We start from the raw sequence: 23,275 nt of genomic DNA on the forward strand, positions 1-23,275 counted from the left end.
CGTCGAGCAAACGAGGCCGCTCTCACCAGCACGAACGCTCATCGGAGCCCGCGTTGGAACACCCGACTCCCCTCCAGCGGGTTGAGGGTTCGATTCCCTCGCGGCGCATGCAAACTAGTAGGTCAGACCGGTTGTCGGTTTGGCCTGTTAGCTTTTTCCGGAGATCGAGTAGACGTTTATCCCAGGGTTAGGGCCGGGTTAGGGCGGCGCTCAATAGAATGGTTCAAGGGTCAGTGTCGACCCCCTGTCCAGGATCGCCTGTCCAGGTTTTCGCCACGGTCGAGGCGGTCTTCAACTTTTGTCGCATCATTGCATGGCTCATTCGCGAGCTATAGGAACGGCAGAGGGTGAGAATCCGTGGGGGTCTCGGATGCGATACACGGGAAATGGGCGTCCACCGTCACCACCTCGGCCCGCCGGCAAACCACCTCGGTCCTCCCGAATACCACCAAGCCGACCGCCGGTCACGAAGCGCTGACGGGCAGGCCCTGTTCGGGGCGATCATGGCCGGCGCGGCCGGCTACCTGCTCAAACGCGTGTGCGGGGCCGAAGTGATCGCCGCGGTGCGCACCGTCGCCGGCGGCGGCTCGCTGCTTGACCCGAAGGCGACCGGGCGGGTGCTCGACCGGCTCCGCGACGGACACGCCGACGCAGACCCGCGTTACGCGGCCCTGTCCGTGCACGAACGACGAGTCCTGACACTCCTCGCCGCGGGGCCGACCAACCTGCAGATCGGCGCGCAACTGCACCTGGCGGAGAAGTCGGTGAAGAACCACGTCTCGACAATGCTGCACAAACTCGGCCTCACCCGCCGGATCGAAGCCGCCGTCTACGCGATCGAGCATGGTCACCAGTCGTACTGACCAGCAGGAGAGCGCGGGGCGACCCGCCGGGCGCGGTCCTCGAACCCGCGCTGAGAGCACCCAGTCGTCCCTTCACGCAGGCACGTCGGCGTCGGGGGGTCTTGACCCCGGCTCGCGGACACGGGGTGGATGACGACGCCGGCATGGCGGTAGCTGTGTGGGTGCGTGTCCATGAACCGGGGTCAGGGCCCGACGGTACGGCTGCGTTGCGCGAACAGATCGCGCAAGCTCATCGACCCGGCTATGGGGAGTGGCTCATGGCGCGGCGGCGGTACTGATCGCCACGAAGTCACGCCGCCGCCTCGAGTACAGCCGCGCCGGTCTCGGTGAGCCGGACCGGGCCCGGCGTCGGACCGGCGACGATGAACCCGGCGGCGCGAAGGCGCGGCGCCACGAACTGGTCGCTGAGGCAACGGCCGTCGATCAGCAGGGCGTCGTCCGTGGCCGCGGAAGCCACGCACCGGCCCGCGGCGACTGCTCGGAGAACAGCGCGGTCCCGATGGCTGAGAACGGCGGGTGTCGTCGTGTGCATCGTCGATCACCTTCTGGATACCGATCCGATGCCGGAAAGACTCCACCCGGCGCGCACCGTGGGCCATCCCGCTGGCGCTACACCCGGATGGGCGCGGGCCTACGCTGCCGATGGGGGAAGACCCCCATCGATCCGCCACGATGCGACTCGCGTCGAAGGCGGCGACCGCCGGCAGGCGGCCACGGTCGATCACGGTCGCCGCATGCTGTCGCCCGTGGAGGGCTTCCCGACGAGAACGGCGCCGGGGCCGAGCTGAACCCGTGGCGATGGGGCGCGCCTCCTGGCGATCCGGAGGGGTGGACGGCACGGCGCGTGACCGGCGAGGGCCGAGCCGGCGGCGACGATCTCCCGGGCATGGGTGCCGGGCCAGCGCGTCGGGGTCGATAATCGCGGGATGATGCCGGCCACATCCGCTCGCAGCCTCACCGGCCCGGAGGGGCCGGGACGTCCATGACTGGCCTGCGGGCGGTCGTCGCCGACGACGACGTCCTACTTCGCGAAGGACTGGCGAGCCTGCTCGACCGCAACGGCTTCGACGTCGTGGGGCAGGCCGGCGATGCCCTACGGCTTCTCGAGCTGGTCCGGGAGACCACTCCTGACCTGGTGATCGTCGACATTCGAATGCCGCCGGGATACGCCACCGAAGGGCTGGACGCGGCCAAGGAGGTCCGCCGGGAGCTGCCGACGACGGGGATCCTCGTCCTGTCGGCACACGCCGAGGTCGACCATGCGATGGGGTTGCTCGCGAGCGGGCGGGGCATCGGCTACCTACTCAAGAGCCGGGTCAGCGATGTCGCGGAGTTCCTCGAGACGCTCGAACGGATCGCCAGGGGCGGTTCGGTCGTCGATCCGGCTCTGGTGCAGGAGTTGGTCACAGCGAGCAAGCGCAACGACCCGATCTCCGGAGTGAGTGAACGGGAACGCGATGTGCTGGCGCTGATGGCGGAGGGCCGGTCCAACGCGGGTATCGCGCGCCGGCTCTGGATCACCGAAGGTACCGTCGAGAAGCACGTGCGCAGCATTCTGATGAAGCTGGGCCTTCCAGACACCACGGATGACCACCGTCGCGTGCTCGCTGTGCTCACCTATCTCGACACGCGCTGATCGGCCTTGCGCTGCGGGTCGTGAGCGGACCGGTGACCAGCACGGTTGTCCCGGGTGCCGGGCGGGCTTGTGACCTCGGTGTGCCGCCGAGCGCCTCCAGCGGATCGCGCCGGCCGATGAGGCGGGCGCGCCCTGGGGACCGCCGCCACCTACCCCCGTCGCGCGCACCGCCATGTGCAGTGGCCGTCCCTCGCGCTGAGCAAGACGCTCACCTGCGCCGGCGTGCTTCGCCGGTTGGTTCAACGCCTCCGACGCGAGGTGGTATGCCGCCACCTCACCAGATCGACCACAGTCGAATCTGCGGCGCTACCCAGCCATCCGTCATGCTCATCCGCTCCGGCGCCGACGCTCGTGGCCGCAGGGATCAGCAGTCGTTGCCGCGGAGGAGATCGCAGACGGCGCTCGCGGAGAGGAGGTTCTTCGGCAGGAATCCGGCGGCAGGGCTCAGCGCGATCAGATCGGCGAAGTCCTCCGGGTCGCGGGTGGAGATCAGGACGACGCGCGGATGAAGATCGGGGAAGTCCTCGACGAAGCGGCGGGTGAGTTCGAAGCCGCTCTCGGTGCCGAGGCTGATGTCCACGAGTATCACGTCCGGGTGCAGCTCCTCGGCCTTGTCCAGGGCCTCCGCCTGGGTGGTGGCGGTGCCGACGACCTCCAGGCCGTCGCTGGTCAGCCGATCCCGGGCGACCGCGAGGAATCGTTCGTTGTCGTCCACGATCATCAAGCGCCCCACATGAAGCAGGGTCGCAGTCCTCGCGAGCTGCCCGCATTGCAGGTAGCGGGAAGGCGGGCGGGCAGCGCCGATCCCGGGCTACGGATGACACCGCTGCTGGGATGGCAGCAGCCTGGGCCTTCTGGTAGGTGTTCGGGGTCTGGTAGCGGCACCAGGAGTGCCGGGAGGAGTGCCGCCGGCGGGTCGTGTAGCGGGGTTGAGCCAGCGGAACAGCTCGCGGCGCCAGGACCCCCTCCGGCAGGATCCCCTCGATAGCGCCCTGCCCCGATCACCTTGCTCGGAACTTGTCGGGCCGTCGGCTCGGTCAGCCGGAGATCGCGCGGTCCGGGCCCGATGGGAGCTCGGCCCGCACGGTGGTGCCTGCGCCGGGCCCGGTGTGCACCCAGAGCCGGCCGCCGAGCGTCTCCACCCGATCCTTGAGCCCGACCAAGCCCGTTCCGCCGGCGAAGTCGGCGCCGCCACGGCCGTCGTCGCGTACCAGGACCCGCAGTCCGCCGCCGGGGTCGACGGTCTCGACCTCGACCTCGACGGTGGATGCCTGCGCGTGCTTGGCCGCGTTGGTCAGCGCCTCGCAGACGACGTAGTAGGCGGCGATCTCGATGGGCTCGGGCAGGCGCCGGTCGACCTGCACGTCCAGTTCGACCGGGACCGCGGAGCGGCGGGCCAGCCCCTTCAGCGCGGGGCGCAGTCCGCCTTCGGCGAGGATCGCCGGGTGGATGCCGCGGGCGAAGTCGCGCAGCTCGTCCAGGGCACCGGTCAGCCCGGCGGCCAGGTCGTCCAGCAGCGCGGCCAGCTCACCGGCCCCGGGCGGCACCGCCGCCTGCGCCGCGTGCGCCTGCAGGGCGAGCAAGACCAGCCGTTGCTGGGCGCCGTCGTGCAGGTCGCGCTCGAGGCGCCGGCGGGTCTGGTCGGCGGTGGCGACGATCCGCGCGCGTGACGCGGTGAGCTCGGCGTAGAGCTGGGCGTTGTCGAGGGAGACGGCGAGTTGGCCGGCGATGAGCTTGACAGCGTCGAGCCGTTCGGTGGTGAACGCGCCGCGGATGAGGCGGTTTTCCAGCAGCAGCACCCCCCGCAGGGTGCCACGGTTGAGGATGGGCAGGGCCAGCAGCGAGCAGCAGGCGACGTCGGTGAAGTAGGGGTCGCGGGCGAACCGGTCGTCGCGGGTGGCGTCGTCCACGACCAGCGGTTCACCCGTGCGCTGGGTGTAGCGCAGCACCGACAGCGGCACCGCGTGTTCGTGGCCGGTGCCGCCGGCCGGGACGGTGCCGCCGCCGGGTGCGGGCAGCAGCCAGTCGTGCCGGTCGTCGCCCCATAGCAGCAGGTGTACGCCGGTGGCGCCGGTCATCGCGCCGAGCACCTCGGCCACGCGGGCGTGCAGCCGGTCGATGCTGGTCTCGGAGCTCAGCGCCTGCGACGCGGAGAGGATGCCGAGCAGGTCGATGGTTCCTGTCGTGACCGTGGAGAAACGGGCCGGGGCACCGGGCTGGTCGCCGCCGGGCCCGGCGGTCGTATCGGGTTGTGGCCGCAGGGTGGGGTAGGCCCAGTCGAGTTGGTCGACTTTCGCGGTCGCGCCCCAGGTGAGGTACTGCTGGCGGGCTTGGGCGAGCAGGTCGTGGCCGGCGTGTTCGAGGCCGTGGGCGAGGTGGAAGCGGGCCGCGCGTTCGGCGATCAGGGCTTGATGCCAGGGGCGGCGGCGCCCGGCGGCCTCGCGCCGGGCGGCGTCGAAGGCGAGGGCGGCGGCGTGGAAGTCGCCGACGGCCCAGGCCCGTTCGGCCTCGACAAGCCGCAGCAGGTGCAGGAAGTTCTCCGGCGCGTCCGCGGCGCGGGCGCCCAGCCACTGCGTCACCTCGTCCAGTTCGGACAGCAGACTGCCGCGCTCGTCAGCGTCCGCGGTGCGGGCCTGCTCGGCGAGGGCGAGCCCGTGCAGCAGGTGGGCCACGGCGGTCGGGTAGAGGCCCAGGACGGCGGGTAGCAGCGGCATCGCCGCGGCGGTGTGCCGCGCCAGGGCGACCGCATCGCCGAAAACGACGGCCGCGATCGCGTGGCTGATATGCGCGAAGAGAAGCGCCATCGGGTTGTCGGCGTGCCGGTCGATGGTGGCCGTCTGACCGGCCGCGGCGGCGCGTTCGCCGCGCAGCACACCGGCCAACCGCCGGAAGGGGTCGAGCCACTGGCCGGTCTGTTCGCTGCCGGTGCGCCACGCGAAGGCCAGCCCCACCTCCACCTCGGCGACACAGACGTCCAGCGTTGGCGCGCAGTCCAGCAGGCCCGAAACGGTCAGGTGGTAGGTGTAGCTGGCGTAGGTCAGTTCGCCGCCCGCGATCAGCCCCTCCCGGGCCCGCCGAGCCGCGTGGACACCGTTTTCGATCGGTTCGAACCAGCAGGCCAGGATCGCGAACAGGGAGCGCGCCTGCGAGGTGTCGGGCTCGTAGCCGCGGGCCTCGCCCAGCGCCAGGATCCGCCGCACCGCCCGGTACCCGGCGGCGTAGTCGTCGCGCAGCGTCACAGCGGCGAAGGCCGCGATGCTGGCCGGGCCGACCAGGGTAGGGCCCGGGCCGTGCGCGATCCAGATCCGCAACGCTTCCAGGCTCAGCCAGGCGATCGTGGCGTGGTCGGGGACGAAGTAGGCCGCCGGCAGGACCGCGTTGAGCAGACGGCTCGCGGCGAGCAGCGCGGGCTCGGTGACGTCCGGCCGAGCCAGATCATCCGCAGCTTCGGTGTGGTCCAACCACCGGTACAGATAGCAGAACTGGCCGTCGAGCTCGGCCGCGAGCCGGTCCGCCGCCGGGACGGAGACGCCCAGCTCACGCAGCGACTCCAGGCCGAGCTCGATCGCCTCGGCAAAGCAGTTTCGGTGGGTCAGGCTGCGCACCTGTACCGCCGTCGCGGTCGCGCGCTCCACGGCGGTAGGGCACAGCCTTTCGATCGTGCGGTACTCCTCGTCCGCCTCGTCCAGGCGCCCCAGGCCGTACAGGGCGGCGTGCCGGGCGGTGTGCACCTCGATCAGCGTGGCGGTCTCACCCGGTTCGATCAGCCGCAATGCCGCGGCCAGCAGCGCGTTCTCCAGCGCGTGGTCCCCGATCAATACCGCCTGGGCGGCGGCGCGCCGCAGCAGCCCCACGACCCGACGCCGCTCCGCGGGGTCGTCGACCGTGTCGATCACCGGCAGGTACTGTTCGGCGGCGACGGCGAACAGGTCGGGCACCTCGGCCAGCCGTCGGGCCGTGGCCAGCTGCAGGGCGCGTCGCTGCCCCGGGTCGAGCCCGCGCAGGATCGCCTCGCGGATGCGGTCGTGGCGGAACCGCACCGCCTCGTGGGCGCCGGGCTCCATGACGAGAAGGCCTTCGTCGAGGGCGGGCGCCAGCATCGGTTGCAGCTCGGCCGCTGGGTCGCCGGTCGCGGTCTGCAGCAGGCTCAGCTCGGCCCGCCCTCCCAGACACGCCATCGTCTCCACCAGCTGCCGGGACCGCGGCGGCATGGCCTCGAGCGGGGTCGCCAGCAGCCCGGCGGCCTCGGGGCGACCCAGGCGAACACGCACGGCCGCCGTGTCCCACCGCCAGCCCGTGGCGGTCGCGGTGAGCACGCGGTCGCGGCGCAGCGCGTTGAGCAGCTCCACCGTCTCGTAGGGGTTGCCGGACGCGTGCGGGGAGATCGCCTCGACCAAGCCCGCCGCGGCGGCCCGGTCCACGTGCAGCATCTCGCCAACCATGGCGATGGTGTCGGATACCGGCAGGTTGACCAGGCGCAGGTGCTGCACCCCGGCCTGCTCCCGCCATCGGGACAGGGGTGCCGCCAGCGGATGTGCCGCATCCAGATCACCATCGCGATACGCGGCCACCAGCAACAAGCCGTCGATCGGCTCCTCGCCCAGCACCAGGTCGACGAGGCCGAGCAGGGTGCGCCCGGCCCACTGCAGGTCGTCGAGGAACATCACCACCGGTCGTGTCGGCGAGGCCACGGCACGCAACACGGCCGCATCCGTCCGCTGCGCCCGCACCTGCGCGGTCAGCGGATCTCCCGCATCGGGCGGCACCGCCAGCAGCGCCGCGTACTCCGGCACAACCGCAGTCAGCAGACCCGCGTTCGGGCCCACCGCGTTGAAGATCCGTTCGCGGACCTGCGCCAGCTCGTGCTCCGGCTCGGCCAACAGCAGCCGACCCAGCGCGCGGATCGCCTGATGGCCTGCGTCGAACTCCAGATCCCGCCGGTACTGGTCGAACTTGCCGGCCACGAACCAGCCGTCCCTGCCGGTCACCACCGGCCGCAGCTGATCGACCAAGGCGGTCTTGCCCACCCCCGGCGCCCCACTGACCAGTACCCCACGGCACTGGCCACGCAGTGCGTCCTCGAACGCCGCCTGCAGCGTCGCTGCCTCGACGTCGCGTCCCGCCAGCCGCGCCGGTGGCAGCAACCGCAGCGGAACATCGTGCTCACCGACCCGCAGCGCCGGCGCGCCGGGGCCTGTCCGGGCGTCCCGCACCCGCTCCAGGTCGTAGGCCACGCTGTCTGCGCTCTGGTACCGGTTGTCCGGTTCCTTCTCCAGCAGATGCATGATGATCTCGGACAGCGGCGGTGGTATTGCCGCGTTCACCTGGGCCGGCGGCACCGGCACCCGAGCCAGATGATCATGCGTGAGCCGCAGCGGGTCCCCGAAGCCGAACGGTGGCTCGCCGGTCGCCAGCTCGTACAGCGTTGCACCCAACCCGTAGAGATCGGCACGGTGATCCACCGATCGGCCGGTGCGCCCGGTCTGCTCCGGCGCCAGGTACTCCAACGTCCCCACGATCTCGGTGTGGTGGGTGAACTCCGGGCGGATCTCGGCGAAGGAGGTCGCCAAGGCGAAATCGACCAGGCACGGGACACCGTCGTCGGAGATCACGATGTTGGCCGGGGTGATGTCGCGATGCATCACACCCCGCCGGTGCATCCCCGCCACAGCCTGGGCCAACCCCACCGCCAGCCCGATCAGGACGTCGACCGGCAGCGGCCCGGCCAGCCCCTCCAGGCTGGTGCCACCATCCGCCAGCACGAGGGACCCCGGGCACCGGGGCGCCTCGAGCTGCGCCACCCCCACGACATCGCGCAGCCGCTCCAGCGTCGCCACCTCGTGCCGCAGCCGACGCTCGGCGTCGGGTCCCAGCGGCTCCTTCCGGATGACCGTGCGCCCGGTCAAGAACAGCCGACTTACGCGCGCGCGTTCGCTCTGGTGCAGGACTTCGGCCTGCGGATCTCGGCCCGGCAGCGCCCCATCTGCCTCCATCCGACACCTCCACGCACGGCCGGACCCGGCTCACACCCCGTGCCTACACCTGTTCGAGGGCGAAGGCGACTATCCGTCAGACCGAGACAGGGCACAACCCCGCTTCGCGGCACCGGCACGGGGGAGTTGCCGGCGGACGGGTTCTCCGGAGGGGGAGACCTCCATCGGCGCGGAGCCGCCCTCGGCGCTCGGGCTGCTCTCGACGAAAACGACGTCCGGGCGTAGCTCGTCGGCCTTTGCCAGCGCTCTGCCTGTGTCCTGGCCGTACCGACGTCGTCCAACCGTCGCGGCCGAGGTGGTCTCGCGCGACGTCGGCAAACCGCTCGTTGTCGTCCACGATCATGCACCGCACACCGGCTCAGGATGGCAGCCGAACAGCCCTCCGCACATTGCAGATAGCGGCAAGCCGAGGGGAGCCCCAGCCGGCATCGGAGATGGGCGGGAGCCGTAACGACACGCCGACCTCGGGCCGCCATTCTTGAGGTCGTGGACACCGCAGTGATCGGTAGCGCGATGACTGACTACGTGCGCACCGAGGGCACGACGAGGATACGTGCTGACTATGCGCCGCGCACATGGCCGCGTCGCTGGAACCCACAGGTCACCACATCGTCCGCTTCCCCACTCCGGGCCCGGTCGATCCGGGCGGCTGCGCCGCGGTCGCCCGGATCGCCGGTCCTCGCGGCCGCCCGCGAAAGGGCCCGAGGAGACCAGAGATCACCGACCCCCGCCGGGTGGCGTGACGCGACCCGCTGCCCGGCGGACCGACCAGCCGCGGTGGACAGACCGGGCGCGGTCCGTATCGAGCTGATCGGAGTTGTCATGCCAGTCTCAGCGGCGCTCCTCATGAGGATCGCCTCAGCCATTGCCCGCGCCGCGACGGTCACCAGTGTCAGCCCGCAGGTGGAAAGCCACGGGGTGCCGCGTTCCCCCCAGCGCGGCACCCCCTTCCCCCTGGCCTCCAGCATGCCCACGACGGTTGCGCCGCCTGGTGGGGCAACCGCTGGGCAGCATCGCCCCGGGCGCGCGGACGAGGCGCCGAGTCTCCCTGGTGAGAAGGGATCCCGATGATCAATGTCAAGCTCTCCACCCGGTCGCTCGCAGCGGCCAGGTCCGTCGACCCCTACGTGACCCCGGCCGCGGTGCACGCGGCCGTCGAGATCGCGGTCCTCGAACAACTCCGTGAGGTCGTGAGCTGGGACCCGGACGCGATCCAGGCCCGGATCGCCCGCATCGAGAAGGCCACCGGTGGCTCGTGATGACGCGTCCCGCACCGGGCCGACACCCCGGCCCGCTCCCTGACACCGCAGTTCCGGGACGCCCCCGCCGAGGCCACCGGCCTCCGGACGGCACCGTAAGCGACCTGCTCTGCGACTGGTGCGGATGGTCTCCGAAGGACTGCGCGTGCCAGCCCGACACCCCGGCGACCCGCGCCCCCGTCGAGGCCCGCCACGCCGCGGCGGTGCGGCTCGCCGCGGCCCGACCCACTGAGCCCACGTCGCTGCACCCCGGGCTCGGCCACTGGGTGGCCACACCCAAATGGCGCCGCACCCGCTGACCGCGCCCGCGCCACCCTTGATCGCCTCGTGCTGCTCGGTCCACGTCCGCGCCTCACAGGCCGAGTGCGGGCAGCACCAGATGCGCTTTCGGGACGCCGGGATCAAGCTGACCTCGGTGACTTCGACGATCCTCGGCAAGACCGGACGGGCGATGCACGTCGGTCTTGCGGCCGGGCACGATCTTCACACGTGGGGCTGCGTCCTCAGGGATGGTGTACGAGTCCCTCGCTGGTGAGCGGCGTGGCGTCGTGCCGTAAGACGGCCACCACGTGATCTTGACGAGTACCGACCAAGGATGTACTCCCAACCATCGGCGGATCTCGCGGCGCTCCACACGACGCCCGCGGCGAGGACCTGGTCGAGGGAGCGCCCTTTGGACGATGTTCGCCCCCAGCGTCTCGGTGTCAGCCTGCGGGACACCTGATCAGCTGCGCCAGGACCTTGGCGTCCGCCGGGTCCTTGAGATCCAGGACGGCACTGTCCGGGCTGACCGGCAGCCACGCCGGCCCGATCGGCTCGAGCACTACCTCCAGCCGGGTCCCCGGGCGGCGCCGGCCAGCGCGGCCCGGGACGGCTCGGCCACCGTCCGGCCGGTCCGGCGCCGGCACACCTGCTGGCCGGTCTCGTCGAGCACTGACCGTCGAGTGCGCCCCTCCTCGACCCGGCGAGGGGTGCGCGCGACGACCGGGCCTGCGCCAGCAGGAGCAGCGAGCGGCTCAGCCTCCTGTCACCACGGCCACCACTCAGGACTGTTGAACAGGTGCCTCTACCAATCGACCTGCTCTCCGCCCTTACCCCCCTTGACGTCGGTCGGACGGCCCCACCGTGAGCGGCGTCGGAACGCGCGGTCGCGCTCAACGGGATGCCTCCTCGGGCGGCGTCTGCTCACTCGTAGTGGTATCGGCACGCAGCGATCCGGACTTCGTCGTCCTCGACGCGATACACCAGGCGGTGCTCGTCGGTGATGCGCCGGGACCAGTAGCCGCGGAAACCGTGTTGCAGGGGTTCGGGCTTGCCGATGCCCTCGTTGCCGTTACGGATGATGTCCTGGATCAAGCTGTTGATGCGTTTGAGCACCTTGCGGTCCTGGGCCTGCCACCACAGGTAGTCCTCCCACGCCCTGGAGGCGAACACGATCTTCACGCCTCGTGCAGCTCCTGGACCTGCCCACCACCGCCCTCCAGCTCTTCGATCGACGCCAGGAGCCTGCGGGCGTTGATGGGCGAGCGCAGCAGGTAAGCAGTCTCCTTCAACGACTCGTAGTCATCGAGCGCCACCATTACCACCGGCTCGTGTCCGGCCCGGGTGATGATGACCTCCTCACGGTCGTCGGTCACCGAATTCAGGGTCTCCGCGTACCGGGCCCTGGACTCGGAGTACGACATGGTCCTCATAGCCACCTCCACACGACGTACGTAAAATTGTACGCGTTCCTAGCAGGCTGCGACCAGCGAGAACCCGCCCGCACAGGACGGCCAGGGGCACGACGCGGCGGTGGCGTTGACGCCTGCGGAGGCCTCAGTTGCTCCACGGAAACTCCCGAAAGGGAGTCACATGCTCACGCTCCTGCCCCGATCGGTCTCACCAGGGGCCGGCTGCCGGCTTCACGAGGGGCATGGTGCCTCCATCTGGCCGTTCCCTGAACACCGACACCTCTGCCAGCACTCATGGGCAGTCTGCAGGCCGCGATCTCGCTGGCCATGCCCGATGCCCGCTACGACCGCCCACGGGTCGGAGTGGGTGACGGAGGTGCGCCGAGAGCCGCGGAGGTCGACCAGCCTGCGACTCCTCGGCTTGTCAGCGCCGCGATCGCGAACTCGACGATGCTGTCGAACTCGGGCCTGCCGCTCGGCGAGGCATCTCCCGACACCATCTGCCACACGGCACCACGGACGCCTCCCGCTACGACTCCGGCCGGGCGATGCCGGCGTTGTGCTTATGTAGCACCCGTTCCGCGGCCCTGACGTCCCCGCTTGCGATCGCGTCCACGAGCTGCACGTGCACCCGGTACCGCTTCTGGTGGAAGCCTGCGAGCGGGCGCTCGGCCCGGTCGCTGGCGATCGCGATCGTGTGCTGCTCGATGAGGTTGAGCAGGCTGACGTAGAAGGCCTTGAGGATCGGCCGCGGGCTCACGTCCGCGATGACCGCGTGCAACTGCCAGTTGGCGTGCAGGAAAGCGATGCCGTCGTCGTCCCGCACCGCGGCCGCCATGTGGTCCAGCTGCTCGCGCATCAACGCGACGTGATGGCTGGAGTGGTGCTCGACGGCGTCCTGGATGAGCAGGGGGTCGAGGACGTCACGGATGTCCATGGCCTCGGTGACCGATGCGGCGTTCGTGTCGAGCTGCAGTACGGCGTGCCCGAGCTGGGCCATCGGGGACCGTTCGGCGACGAAGAGCCCCCCGTGCGGCCCGCGCCGGAGCTCGATCTGCCCCTGCGACTGCAGGATCCGCAGGGTCTCGTTGAAGGTGCCGACGGAGACCCCGGTCCGCTCCCGCAGCTCGTTCTTGGTGCCCAGACGCTCCCCGGGGCGCAGCTTGGCGATCACCTCGCTCAGCTGTGCGGCGACCTGGTCGGCCCGACTCGGCGCCGCGGCCGCGCGCCTGACCAGCGGGGCGAGATCGACGGCGACAGCCGACGCGCCACCGTCGACGGGCAAGCCGTCCGGACGAGATGTGGTCACCGAGGGTGCCTCCTGTCAGCGTCTCCGCGGCGTTGCGCCGCCCAATCACCATATTCACAATACTCAACCTTGACCGGCGAGCGGAAGTGATGCAGTCTTCCGAAGGCCGTATTCATCATGTTCATTGGAGAGCACATGACCGCCGCTGCCCCCGTCGGCACGAGCCCCGACGCCTCGGACGTCGGTGCCATCCCCGCCGACGTCGACGTCTCCACGCTCTCGCGCGACGAGCTGATCGCCCACAACCTCAAGGTGGTCGAGGCACACTTCCACAACGAGAACCCGGAGAGCATCGACAAGGCCATCGCCCTGTACGGCCCGGACATCGTGTGGGAGGCGCCCAACCGCGGTCAGGTCTACACCGACCCGGCCCAGGTGCGCGAGGCCTACATGGCGATCTTCCGGACGGTGCACTTCAACCGGGCGATCACGCTGCGCCGCTTCGCTACCGAGACCCACGTGTTCGACGACCAGCTGTGCGACCTCACCGTAGTCGGGGACGAGATGCCGAATCTCGGCTTTCCCCCGGGCGCCCGCATCAGCATGCGGCTCGTGCACTGCTTCGAGATGAAGGACGGCAAGATCGCCCGCGAGATCGCCTACGAGATGTCGCGCCCCTACGGCGGTCCTACGGACTTCGACTCGGTCCCCGCGGGCTCGCCGGTCGAGGAGTTCCCCGACGGACCCCACTTCGCGGACCTGCCTCCCATCCGCTTCGACGACAGGAAGTCCTGACATGCGACTCATCGGGTTCACTGCCGAGGACGGCGAACGCTGGATCGCCGCCCGGGACGGCGACAAGGCCCGCCCGCTGGCGCCCGCCGAGAAATTCTACGGGGACTCGCGCCGCTACCTCGACCATCCCTCCGAGGAGCTCGTCGACGTCGCGAGCCTGGACCTGGCGCCCGCCGTGCCGATCACGGCGCGGATCTTCTGTGTCGGGATCAACTACCGCAGCCACGCGGGCGAGTCCAAGGAGCTCGCGGGGCTGGACGAGCCCGCCCTCCCGATGATCTTCGGTCGCTGGCAGCAGACCCTGGTCGTCGAGGGCACCCCGGTGCCCGCCCCGCCGAACGAGGCCGGGCTGGACTGGGAGGTCGAGCTCGCCGCCGTCATCGGGTCATCGGTGTGGCGGGGCGACGAGGCGACCGCGCTGGAGCACGTGCTCGGCTACGCGGCGTTCAACGACCTCAGCGCCCGGCGCAAGCAGCTCGAGACCCCGCAGTTCACGATCGGCAAGAACGCCGATCTCTCGGGTCCCATCTCGGAGATCGTCACCGCCGACGAGGTCGGCGACATCAGCGGCGGGCTGCGGGTGACCACGCACGTCAACGGCGAGCTGATGCAGGACGGCAACACCCGCGACCTGATCCACACGCTCCCGCGGATCATCGCCTACATCACCGACACGCTCACCCTGCAGCCCGGCGACGTGATCGCCACCGGCACACCGGGTGGTGTGGGGGCCGGTCGGAAGCCGCCAATGTTCCTCACCGACGGCGACGAGGTCGTCGTCACTGTCGACCAGGTCGGGTCCGTGCGAACGCCGATCGTCGCCCCGCGCGACTGACCGCGCCCCCGCGATTCCCGCAGAGAGAGAGTGTCCCAATGACACCGGACCTGACCCACTTCATCGCAGGCAAGCGCGTCTCGGGGACGAGCGACCGGTTCTCCGACGTCTTCGACCCGAACGCCGGGACGGTCGCGACTCGGGTCCCCCTGGCCTCCACCGCAGAGGTCGACGCGGCGGTCGCCGACGCCGTGGCGGCCCAGCGCGAGTGGGCGAGGTGGAACCCGCAGCGCCGGGCCCGGGTCCTGCTCCGGTTCCTGCAGCTGGTGAACGAGGAGATCGACGCGTTGGCCGCACTGCTCGCGAGCGAGCACGGCAAGACCGTGCCGGACGCGCGCGGGGACATCCAGCGCGGACTCGAGGTCATCGAGTTCAGCGCCGGTGCCCCCCACCTCCTCAAGGGCGAGTACTCGACCGAGGCAGGGACCGGCATCGACGTCTACTCGATGCGCCAGCCGCTCGGCGTGGTCGCCGCGATCACCCCGTTCAACTTCCCCGCGATGATCCCGCTCTGGAAGGCCGGACCGGCCCTGGCCAGCGGGAACGCGGTGATCCTCAAGCCCAGCGAGCGGGATCCCAGCGTGCCGCTGCGGCTCGCGGAGCTGTTCGCCGAGGCCGGTTTGCCGCCGGGCGTGCTCAACGTGGTCAACGGTGACAAGGAGGCCGTCGACGCGATCCTGCACCACCCCGACATCCGGGCCGTCGGGTTCGTCGGATCGACCCCGATCGCCGAGTACGTCTACACCACGGCGACCGCGAACCGGAAGCGTGCGCAGTGCTTCGGCGGCGCCAAGAACCACGCGATAATCCTCCCCGACACCGATCTCGACCGCACCGTCGACGCCCTGATCGGCGCCGCGTTCGGCTCCGCGGGCGAGCGGTGCATGGCGATCTCGGTTGCGGTCCCGGTCGGCGAGGAGACCGCCGACCGGCTCGTCGAGAAGCTCGCCGAGCGGACCCGCGGCCTGCGCATCGGGGTGTCCTCCGACGAGTCGGCCGACCTCGGCCCACTGGTCACGGCGGCAGCGAAGAAACGCGTCGTCGACTACATCGACCTGGGCGTGCAGGAGGGTGCAGAGCTCGTCGTCGACGGGCGGGACTTCGTGCTCGACGGCCACGAGGAGGGCTACTTCCTCGGCGGTTCCCTCTTCGACCGGGTCACCCCCGACATGACGCTCTACCGCGAGGAGATCTTCGGGCCGGTCCTCGTCGTCGTCCGGGCGAAAGACTACGAGGAGGCGCTGCGCCTGCCGTCCGAGCACGAGTACGGTAACGGCGTCGCGATCTTCACCCGCGACGGTGACGCCGCCCGCGACTTCGCCGCCCGGGTCGACACCGGGATGGTCGGGGTCAACGTCCCGATCCCGGTGCCGCTCGCCTACTACACCTTCGGCGGCTGGAAGGCCTCCGGCTTCGGCGACCTCAACCAGCACGGCCCGGACGCCTTCCGCTTCTACACCAAGACCAAGACCGTCACGTCGCGCTGGCCGAGCGGGGTCAAGGACGACGCGAGCAGCTTCGTCATCCCCACGATGGCCTGACGGCCCCAGAAACGGAGAAGGACCATGCACGCTGCGGTGCTCCAGGCCCACGACCGGCCCGTCGTCCTCACCGACGTGCCCAAGCCCGTCCCGGGTGCGGGCGAGGTGCTCATCCGGGTCCGCGCCGTCGGCATCTGCGGCACGGACGTCAAGGTGACGACCGGGCTGATCCCGAACCTGCCGCTCCCGCTCATCCCCGGCCACGAGGTGGCGGGCGAGGTGCTGGAGGACGTCGGCGACCTGCGTGCCGGGCAGCGGGTCGCGGCCTACATCTTCCAGCCTTGCGGGGTCTGCCAGTGGTGTCGCCGTGGCCAGCAGACGATCTGCGCGACCTCGCCCCGGATCGGCTTCGAACGCGACGGCGGCCTCGCCGAGTACCTGGTGATGCGCCCGCAGGACCTGCTGCCCTTCTCCGACGAGCTCGACTTCGCCCAGGCCGCGGTCACCATGGACGCGGTCCTCACCCCATGGCATGCGCTCCGCACCCAGGGCGATGTGCAGGAGGGCGACACCGTCGTGATCGTCGGGGCAGGCGGGCTCGGCCTCCACGCGGTGCAGATCGCCAAGGCGCTGGGGGCGCGGGTGGCCGTGATCGACGTCGACGAGGGACGTCGGGAGTTCGCGGTGAAGCTCGGGGCCGAGCTGGCCGTCGGCCCCGAGGAGGCGCCCGAGCTGCGCGTCTGGACGGGCGAGGGCGCGGACGTCGTGCTCGAGGCGTCCGGCGCGCCCGCGGGCTTTGCGGTCGGGATGGACCTGGTCCGTCCCGGCGGGACGGTCGTGGTCTGCGGCTACAAGCCCGGGTCGGACCTGCCCGCCGACTCGATGCGGCTGGCGCTCTCCGAGATCACCGTCGTCGGCTCCCGGAGCGGGTCCCTCGCCGATGCACGGGACGCGCTGCGCGCCGTCGAGGAGGGCCGGATCGCGCCGCTGATCGCCGACACCGGGTCACTGGCCGACGTGCCTGACTTCCTCGAACGGACCAGGCGGGGCGGCGTGCTGGGACGCACCGTCGTCCGGCTCTGACCGGCCCCACCCATCCCGAGACCACCACAGCCGTACCGACCGAGAAGAGTGTGGGACAACGATGTCGAAACGCCTGGAAGGCCTGGTCGCCTTCGTGACCGGCGCAGGCCGAGGACAGGGACGCAGCCATGCCGTCCGGATGGCCCAGGAGGGCGCCGACGTCATCGCCGTGGACGTCTGCCGCAACATCGACGGCGTCACCTACGACATGGCCGACGAGGCCGACCTCAAAGAGACCGCCCGGCTGGTCGAGGCGACGGGACAGCGCGTCGTCGCGCGGGTCGCCGACGTCCGGAACATGGCGTCCCTCGCCGCCGCCGTCGACGAGGGGGTCGGCGAGCTCGGCAGGCTCGACATCGTCTGCGCCAATGCGGGCATCAACATCCCGTCGTCCGACGGCACCCTGAGCGAGGCGGACTGGCTGCAGGTCATCGACGTCAACCTCACCGGGGTGTGGCGCACGACCACGGTGTCCGTCCCGCACATCCTCGCCGGCGGCCGCGGCGGCTCGATCATCCTCACCAGCTCGGCCGCGGGTCTGCGCGGCTACGCCAACATCGTGCACTACACCGCCGCCAAGCACGGGGTGAACGGCCTGGTCAAGACCCTGGCGCTGGAGCTCGGCCCGCACCGGATCCGGGTCAACACGCTGAACCCGACCCAGGTCGACACCCCGATGATCATGAACGAGGCGAGCTACAAGCAGTTCTCGCCCGAGGCGCCGAACCCGAGCCGGGACACCTTCGCCCCGGTCTCCCAGTCGATGCACGTCCTCCCGGTCCCGTGGGTGGACCCGGTCGACGTCAGCAACGCCGCGGTCTTCCTCGCCTCTGAGGAGTCCCGCTACATCACCGGCATCGCCCTCCCCGTCGACGCAGGCGTCCTGCTCAAGTGAAGAAGGAAACCCCGATGACACTGAAGTCCGGACTCGGAGCCGCGCTGTGCTCCGTCGCCCTTCTCGCCCTCGCCGCCTGCGGGCAGGCGGGCGGTGACTCCGCCTCGTCCGACGTCGAGGGGACCGGCACCCTCGACGGCGGCGGCAAGCAGATCGTGCTGTTCTCGCCGTCGGCGGCCAACGTCTACAGCGGCAGCGTGATCAAGGCCGCCACGGAGACCGCCCAGAAGTACGACTACACCCTCAAGGTCTTCCAGAACGACTTCGACCAGTCGCAGCAGGACCAGCAGGTCCAGCAGTTCCTGGCCAGCGGGGAGAAGCCCGCGGCGATCATCTGGTGGCCGAGCAACGTCGACGCGAGCGTGAACTCGCTGCGCCAGCTGTCGCGGGTCGCGCCGGTCATCCAGATGAACCAGGCGGTCCCGGAGGAGGCGAAGCAGTACGTCAAGGCGTACGCGGGCGCCAACGACCTGGTCGTCTCGGGCACCGCGGGTCAGGAGGCGCTGAAGGCGCGCGACGAGGCCGTTGCGGCGGGCAAGCAGCTCGCAGACCCGAACGGCAACCTGATCGAGTTCCGCTTCGGCACCGGCTACAAGGGCGGAGACAACCGGCACCAGGGGTTCATGGACGCCACGAGCGCCAATCCCTTCACCGTGCTCACCGTCGAGGCCGCCACCGCCGGCTTCGACGCCCAGGACGGCTTCAACCACGCGTCGCAGATCGTCCCGAAGTTCAAGGCCCAGGGCATCGACTTCGTCTACGCCCAGAACCTCGACATGGCCTCCGGCGTCGTGAAGGCGCTGGAGCAGAACGGGCTGACCCCGGGCAAGGACGTCACTGTCGTCGCGGGGAACTGCTCCGGGAACCTCGAGCCGCTCGCGAACGGGAGCGTCTACGCGGCGGTCATGCAGCCGCCGCTCATGGAGGGCAAGCTCGCCGTCCGAACCACGGTGCAGTACCTCGCCACGGGATCGGTGACCGACGAGGAGGTCACCCTCCAGCCCGACGCGCAGGAGCCCGAGCTGACGGTCGCGCCCCCGCCGCGGGCGACGTACCTGCCCGCCGCGGCGCTCACCAAGGACACCATGAACAGCCTGACGGTCTGGGGTCTGTCCGGCCCCCAGTTGTGCAGCTGACCCGATGACCATGAAGACCGAAGAGACCGTCCTGTCCCTCCGGGGGATCACCAAGACCTACGGCGCCGTGCACGCGCTCACCGACGCGACGTTCGAGCTGCGGGCGGGCGAGGTGATGGCGCTGCTCGGCGAGAACGGCGCGGGCAAGTCGACCATGGTCAAGGTGCTGTCCGGCCTGGTCCAGCCCGACGCGGGCACGATCCAGATCGCGGGCGAGCAGCGCGAGCTGCGGTCCAGCGCGGACGCCCAGGCCGCAGGGATCGCGGTCGTGCAGCAGGAGTACAGCGCGGTCCCCGCGCTGACCGTGGCCGAGAACCTGGCGCTGGGTGACCGCACCCGATCCTGGTGGTGGTCCCGCCGGACCCTGCACGCGGGTGCCCGTGAGGTGCTCGACCGGGTCGGGCTCGACCACGTCGGCCCCGACCGCGTCGTCTCCACCCTCAGCGTGGCCGAGACCCAGCTCCTCGAGCTCGCCCGGATCCTGCTGCGGGACGCCCGGATCCTCATCCTCGACGAGCCGACGGCCGCCCTGTCGGACCGGGAGATCGCCCGGATCCTCGCGGTGATGCGCGATCTCGCCGACGAGGGCCGGAGCATCGTCTACGTCACCCACCGGCTCGACGAGGTGTTCCGCCTCGCCGACCGGGCGACCATCCTCAAGGACGGGCGCAGCCGACCACCGGTCCCGGTCGCCGACCTCACCCACGACTCCATCGTTTCCCTCATGCTCGGGCGGCGGCTGGCCAGCATGTTCCCAGACCGGACACCCGTCGACGACGCGGCACAGCCGCGAGTCGAGGTCCGGGGACTGCGCGCCGCCGGTCTGACCGCCCCGGTCGACCTGGCCATCCGGCCCGGGGAGATCGTCGGGCTGACCGGGCAGCTGGGCAGCGGCGCGAGCTCGCTCGTGCGGGCGCTGGCGGGTACCCTCCCCGTCGCCGAGGGCGAGGTTCTCCTCGACGCTGAGCCCGTCGACCTGCGCGGGAGGTCCCGCGGCATCCGGCAACGGATCGCCTACTGCTCGGACGACCGGAAGAAGGACGGGATGTTCCCCGGTCTGCCGGTCCTGGCGAACCTGTCCTCACCATGGCTGGCCGCGGTGTCGCGGGGGTCCTGGATCGACCGGCGCCGAGAGAAGGAGAAGGCCGCGGACATCGCCCGCGCGTTCTCCTTCGACACCCGGCGCCTCACCACCGAGATCGACACGCTTTCGGGCGGCAACCAGCAGAAGATCGTGCTCGGCCGGTGGGCCGGTGCGGAGCCCCGGCTGTTCCTCATCGAGGAGCCCACCCGTGGGGTCGACGTCGGGGCCCGTGCCGAGATCTACACGAAGCTGCGGATGCTCGCCGACCAGGGCGCGAGCATCGTCGTCTGCTCGTCGGACTCCACCGAGATCCTCGGCCTGTGCGACACGGTCCTCTCCTTCTACCGCGGCCGGGTCACCCGGCAGGCGGCCCACTCCGATTGGAACGAGGAGTCCTTGATGGCGGCCACCCTGCACGAGGGAAGGGAGCGGGCCGCATGAGCGACGTCGACCTCGCCCCACCCGCCCGGTCGACCCCGCCGGCGGCCGAGCCCGCGCGGCGGAGCCTCGGCTCCCGCACCGTCTCGGTCGGTCCCCTCCCCGCCGCCCTGCTCCTGCTGGTCCTGGTCGGTACCGCGACCACCAGCGGGTTCGCCACCGTCGACAACATCCGCGCGATCCTGACGGCGGCGTCGATCACCGGCATCGTCGCGGTCTGCATGACCTTCCTGACGCTCTCGGGGAACTTCGTCTCGCTCGGCGTCCAGCAGAACACGGTGCTGGCCGCGATCCTGTTCCTGTCCCTCACCGCCGCCGGGGCACCGCTCGTCCTGGCGGTCGGCGTCCCGCTTGTCGTGCTCGTCGTCATCGCCGTCGTGCAGGGCGTGGTGGTGGCCCGCGGGATGAACACGGTCATCACCACGCTCGCCGTCGGGGCCATCCTCTTCGGCGCGATGTCCTCGGTCACCGGTGGTCAGGTGATCACCACCGGTGGTCGGAGCGTCGGCGTCCTCGGGCAGAGCCTGCTCTTCGGCGTCCCGGTCGTGGTGTACGGCCTGGTCGTCGTGACGGCGGTGGCGTGGCTGATCGCCACCCGGACGTCCGTCGGCAGGCGGTGCCTGCTGCTCGGCGCCAGCCGCCCGACCGCCGTGCTCAGCGGCGTCAGCATCACGCGGACCACGGTCTTCGCGTTCGTCGTCCTCGCCGTGGGCGCGACGATCGCAGGGGTGCTCACCGCGGCCCAACTCGGTCAGGCCACGGCCAACGACCTCAGCACGCTGACGATCGACGTCGTCGCCGCGGTGCTCGTGGGCGGCACGGCGATGGCGGGCGGGTCCGGCTCGCCGGTCCGCTCGGCCGCGGGTGCCCTGCTCATCGCCCTGCTGAACAACCTCATGGTGCTCAACGGCTTCACCACCGGCTGGCGCCTCGCGGTGCAGGGCGCGCTCGTGGTCGTCGTCGTGCTCGCGGTGCAGCGGTTCTCGAGGGCGGCCCGATGACCCGCCTCGCCGTCTCGCTCCACCGCTACGGCGTCCAGGTGGCGATCCTGCTGGTCGTCCTCGTCGTCCTGACGACGACCAGCACCCAGTTCCGCGGACCGAGTGCCGCCTTCTCCACGCTGGAGGGGTTCGGGCTGCTCGGGATCGTCGCCCTGGGCGTGGCGGTGACCATGATCGCGGGCGAGCTCGACCTGTCCGCGGCGTCGATGACGACGCTCGGCTCGGTGATCGCGGTGCGCGCGTCGGACCTCGGTCTGCTGCCCGCGATCCTCGCGGCCGTCGCCGTCTGCCTGCTGATCGGGCTGGTCCACGGTCTGGTCATCGCCCGCACGGGGATCAACTCCCTGGTCCTGACCATCGGCTCGCTGGTCCTGCTCCAGGGGATCGCCTGGGTGGCGAGCGGGGAGGGCCCCGTCGTCGTCACGGACTACGCCGTGTCCGACCAGGTCCTGCTGCGCTGGTGGATCCTCTCCCCCTCGTCGGTGATCGCACTGGTCGTGTTCGTGGGCGTCGGGGTGTTCCTGGCCAAGACGCGCAACGGCCGGGAGATCTACGCGATCGGCGGGGGCCGGAAGGAGTCGTTGGCCGCGGGGGTGCCGCTGGCACGACCCCTGACCACGGCGTTCGCGATCTCGGGCGCCTGCGCCGGGCTCGCCGGGGCGCTGGCCGCCATGCGCAGCGGCAGCGCGACCCCCGACGCCTTCGAGACGCTGCTGCTGACCGGCGTCGCGGCCGCGCTCATCGGAGGCATCGCGCTGTCCGGCGGGTCCGGGACGGTGCTCAACGTCGCCATCGGCGTCGCGGTGCTCTCCCTGATCACCGCGGGGTTCTCCGCGCAGGGCGCCGCCACCTACGTGGTGCAGCTGTGGACCGGCGTCGTACTCATCGCCACCATCGCCATCCGCCTCGTACTCGGCCTCGTCCGCACCACCCACACGAAGACAGGAGACACGACATGACAGGGCAACTCGAGGGCAAGGTCGCGCTGGTCACCGGCGCCGGACGCGGGCAGGGGCGGGCCGAGGCGATCGCCCTCGCCCAGGACGGGGCGTCGGTGGTGTGCCTCGACGTCGGCGACGCGAGGATCGACTCGATCGACTACGAGCTGTCCTCCGAAGCGGACCTGCACGACACGGTCGCGCTCGCCCGGAAGACGGGCGGAGCCGCCGTCGCCGTCGTCGGCGACGTCCGGTCGCAGGCCGACCTCGACGGTGCCGTCGCCACCGCGCTCGCGGAGTTCGGCGGGCTGGACATCGTCGTCGCGAACGCCGGCATCTGGGGCCTGGCCAACCTCTGGGAGATCACCGAGGAGCAGTGGGCCGACACCCAGGACGTCGTCCTGGCCGGTGTGTGGCGCACGGTGAAGGCCGCCGTGCCGCACCTCATCGCGCAGCGCTCGGGCTCGATCGTCGTGACCTCGTCGGTCAACGGCGTGGAGGGCGGAACGCGGTTCGCGCACTACTCGGCGGCCAAGCACGGGGTGCTCGGGCTCATGCGCTCCGCCGCGCAGGAGCTCGCCCCGCACAACGTACGGGTCAACGCCGTCCTCCCCGGTTTCATGGACACGCGAATGAACATGTGGCAGGGCGCCTACGACATGATGGCCGGCCGCCCGGGCGGGACCCCGGAGGACCGGGTCGCCTCGGCCTACCACTGGAGCGCGCTCGCGGGCCGCGGCGCACTCCCGGCCGACGCCGTCAGCGACGCCGTCCGGTGGCTGGTGTCCGACGGCGCCCGACACGTGACCGGTGTCGCCCTGCCCGTCGACGGCGGCCACCTCGTGCTCCCCGGCTTCAACACCGACCCGCAGCACGAGTCCGACTGAGCGGGTGCGGCGCTGCCGCGGCGGCGCCG

Annotated in this window: 19 protein-coding genes and 1 pseudogene; 13 read left to right on the plus strand and 7 right to left on the minus strand. The window is 70.9% G+C overall.

The features are described 5' to 3' along the window. Nucleotides 1-473 precede the first annotated feature (473 nt). Nucleotides 474-863 (plus strand): annotated as a pseudogene (locus ACL02T_RS15430) (LuxR C-terminal-related transcriptional regulator); the annotation flags it as partial. A 289-nt stretch (nucleotides 864-1,152) separates the two neighbouring features. On the opposite strand, the gene ACL02T_RS15435 reads toward ACL02T_RS15430, so the two are convergent. Then, entirely contained in the window at nucleotides 1,153-1,320 is a 168-nt protein-coding gene (locus ACL02T_RS15435) for a hypothetical protein (protein ID WP_412831400.1), read from the minus strand. A 525-nt stretch (nucleotides 1,321-1,845) separates the two neighbouring features. Here ACL02T_RS15435 and ACL02T_RS15440 point away from each other — a divergent pair. Then, nucleotides 1,846-2,499: a response regulator gene (locus tag ACL02T_RS15440; protein WP_412831401.1), complete on the plus strand. Its 654-nt coding sequence runs from the start codon at nucleotides 1,846-1,848 to the stop codon at nucleotides 2,497-2,499. 364 nt (nucleotides 2,500-2,863) lie between these two features. On the opposite strand, the gene ACL02T_RS15445 is transcribed toward ACL02T_RS15440, so the two are convergent. Both ACL02T_RS15445 and ACL02T_RS15450 read right to left on the minus strand, forming a co-directional pair. Next, complete coding sequence (locus tag ACL02T_RS15445; protein WP_412831402.1) at nucleotides 2,864-3,232, minus strand: response regulator; 369 nt, start codon at nucleotides 3,230-3,232, stop codon at nucleotides 2,864-2,866. A 304-nt stretch (nucleotides 3,233-3,536) separates the two neighbouring features. Continuing rightward, nucleotides 3,537-8,492, minus strand: coding sequence for an AAA family ATPase (locus ACL02T_RS15450; protein ID WP_412831403.1), 4,956 nt, complete (start codon nucleotides 8,490-8,492; stop codon nucleotides 3,537-3,539). Between the two features lie 1,067 nt (nucleotides 8,493-9,559). Here ACL02T_RS15450 and ACL02T_RS15455 point away from each other — a divergent pair. Then, nucleotides 9,560-9,751 carry a hypothetical protein gene (locus ACL02T_RS15455; RefSeq protein WP_412831404.1) on the plus strand — a complete coding sequence of 64 codons (192 nt, stop codon included), beginning with the start codon at nucleotides 9,560-9,562 and terminating at the stop codon, nucleotides 9,749-9,751. 352 nt (nucleotides 9,752-10,103) lie between these two features. On the opposite strand, the gene ACL02T_RS15460 is transcribed toward ACL02T_RS15455, so the two are convergent. The 4 genes from ACL02T_RS15460 to ACL02T_RS15475 form a co-directional block, all read right to left on the minus strand. Then, nucleotides 10,104-10,238, minus strand: a complete 135-nt coding sequence (locus tag ACL02T_RS15460; RefSeq protein ID WP_412831405.1) for a hypothetical protein — start codon at nucleotides 10,236-10,238, stop codon at nucleotides 10,104-10,106. Nucleotides 10,239-10,936: 698 nt separating this feature from the next. Further along, entirely contained in the window at nucleotides 10,937-11,194 is a 258-nt protein-coding gene (locus tag ACL02T_RS15465; RefSeq protein WP_412831406.1) for a Txe/YoeB family addiction module toxin, read from the minus strand. Then, entirely contained in the window at nucleotides 11,191-11,445 is a 255-nt protein-coding gene (locus ACL02T_RS15470) for a type II toxin-antitoxin system Phd/YefM family antitoxin (RefSeq protein WP_412831407.1), read from the minus strand. The genes ACL02T_RS15465 and ACL02T_RS15470 overlap by 4 nt, the downstream gene beginning before the upstream one ends. Nucleotides 11,446-11,953: 508 nt before the next feature. Next, on the minus strand, nucleotides 11,954-12,733 hold the full coding sequence (locus ACL02T_RS15475) for a FadR/GntR family transcriptional regulator (protein ID WP_412831408.1): 780 nt from the start codon (nucleotides 12,731-12,733) through the stop codon (nucleotides 11,954-11,956). 135 nt (nucleotides 12,734-12,868) lie between these two features. Between ACL02T_RS15475 and ACL02T_RS15480 the strand changes: the two genes are divergently transcribed. From ACL02T_RS15480 to ACL02T_RS15525, 10 genes are all read left to right on the plus strand, one after another. Further along, complete coding sequence (locus ACL02T_RS15480) at nucleotides 12,869-13,468, plus strand: nuclear transport factor 2 family protein (RefSeq protein WP_412831409.1); 600 nt, start codon at nucleotides 12,869-12,871, stop codon at nucleotides 13,466-13,468. Nucleotide 13,469: 1 nt separating this feature from the next. After that, nucleotides 13,470-14,303, plus strand: a complete 834-nt coding sequence (locus ACL02T_RS15485; protein WP_412831410.1) for a fumarylacetoacetate hydrolase family protein — start codon at nucleotides 13,470-13,472, stop codon at nucleotides 14,301-14,303. A 38-nt stretch (nucleotides 14,304-14,341) separates the two neighbouring features. Continuing rightward, nucleotides 14,342-15,844, plus strand: coding sequence for a CoA-acylating methylmalonate-semialdehyde dehydrogenase (locus ACL02T_RS15490; protein ID WP_412831411.1), 1,503 nt, complete (start codon nucleotides 14,342-14,344; stop codon nucleotides 15,842-15,844). Between the two features lie 24 nt (nucleotides 15,845-15,868). Continuing rightward, nucleotides 15,869-16,867, plus strand: coding sequence for an alcohol dehydrogenase catalytic domain-containing protein (locus ACL02T_RS15495; protein WP_412831412.1), 999 nt, complete (start codon nucleotides 15,869-15,871; stop codon nucleotides 16,865-16,867). Between the two features lie 61 nt (nucleotides 16,868-16,928). Continuing rightward, a complete protein-coding gene (locus ACL02T_RS15500; protein ID WP_412831413.1) occupies nucleotides 16,929-17,762 on the plus strand; it encodes a mycofactocin-coupled SDR family oxidoreductase in 834 nt (277 codons plus the stop codon). Nucleotides 17,763-17,776: 14 nt separating this feature from the next. After that, nucleotides 17,777-18,898, plus strand: coding sequence for a sugar ABC transporter substrate-binding protein (locus tag ACL02T_RS15505; RefSeq protein ID WP_412831414.1), 1,122 nt, complete (start codon nucleotides 17,777-17,779; stop codon nucleotides 18,896-18,898). A gap of 4 nt (nucleotides 18,899-18,902) precedes the next feature. Next, nucleotides 18,903-20,423, plus strand: a complete 1,521-nt coding sequence (locus tag ACL02T_RS15510) for a sugar ABC transporter ATP-binding protein (protein WP_412831415.1) — start codon at nucleotides 18,903-18,905, stop codon at nucleotides 20,421-20,423. Continuing rightward, on the plus strand, nucleotides 20,420-21,421 hold the full coding sequence (locus ACL02T_RS15515) for an ABC transporter permease (RefSeq protein WP_412831416.1): 1,002 nt from the start codon (nucleotides 20,420-20,422) through the stop codon (nucleotides 21,419-21,421). The genes ACL02T_RS15510 and ACL02T_RS15515 overlap by 4 nt, the downstream gene beginning before the upstream one ends. Further along, on the plus strand, nucleotides 21,418-22,380 hold the full coding sequence (locus tag ACL02T_RS15520) for an ABC transporter permease (RefSeq protein WP_412831417.1): 963 nt from the start codon (nucleotides 21,418-21,420) through the stop codon (nucleotides 22,378-22,380). The genes ACL02T_RS15515 and ACL02T_RS15520 overlap by 4 nt, the downstream gene beginning before the upstream one ends. Then, the gene (locus ACL02T_RS15525) at nucleotides 22,377-23,246 is read left to right on the plus strand and encodes a mycofactocin-coupled SDR family oxidoreductase (protein WP_412831418.1); all 870 of its coding nucleotides are present in this window, start codon (nucleotides 22,377-22,379) and stop codon (nucleotides 23,244-23,246) included. Before ACL02T_RS15520 ends, ACL02T_RS15525 begins: the two co-directional genes overlap by 4 nt. Nucleotides 23,247-23,275: the final 29 nt, after the last annotated feature.

Source organism: Pseudonocardia oceanicola, assembly GCF_047200735.1.
Taxonomy (GTDB): Bacteria; Actinomycetota; Actinomycetes; order Mycobacteriales; family Pseudonocardiaceae; genus Pseudonocardia.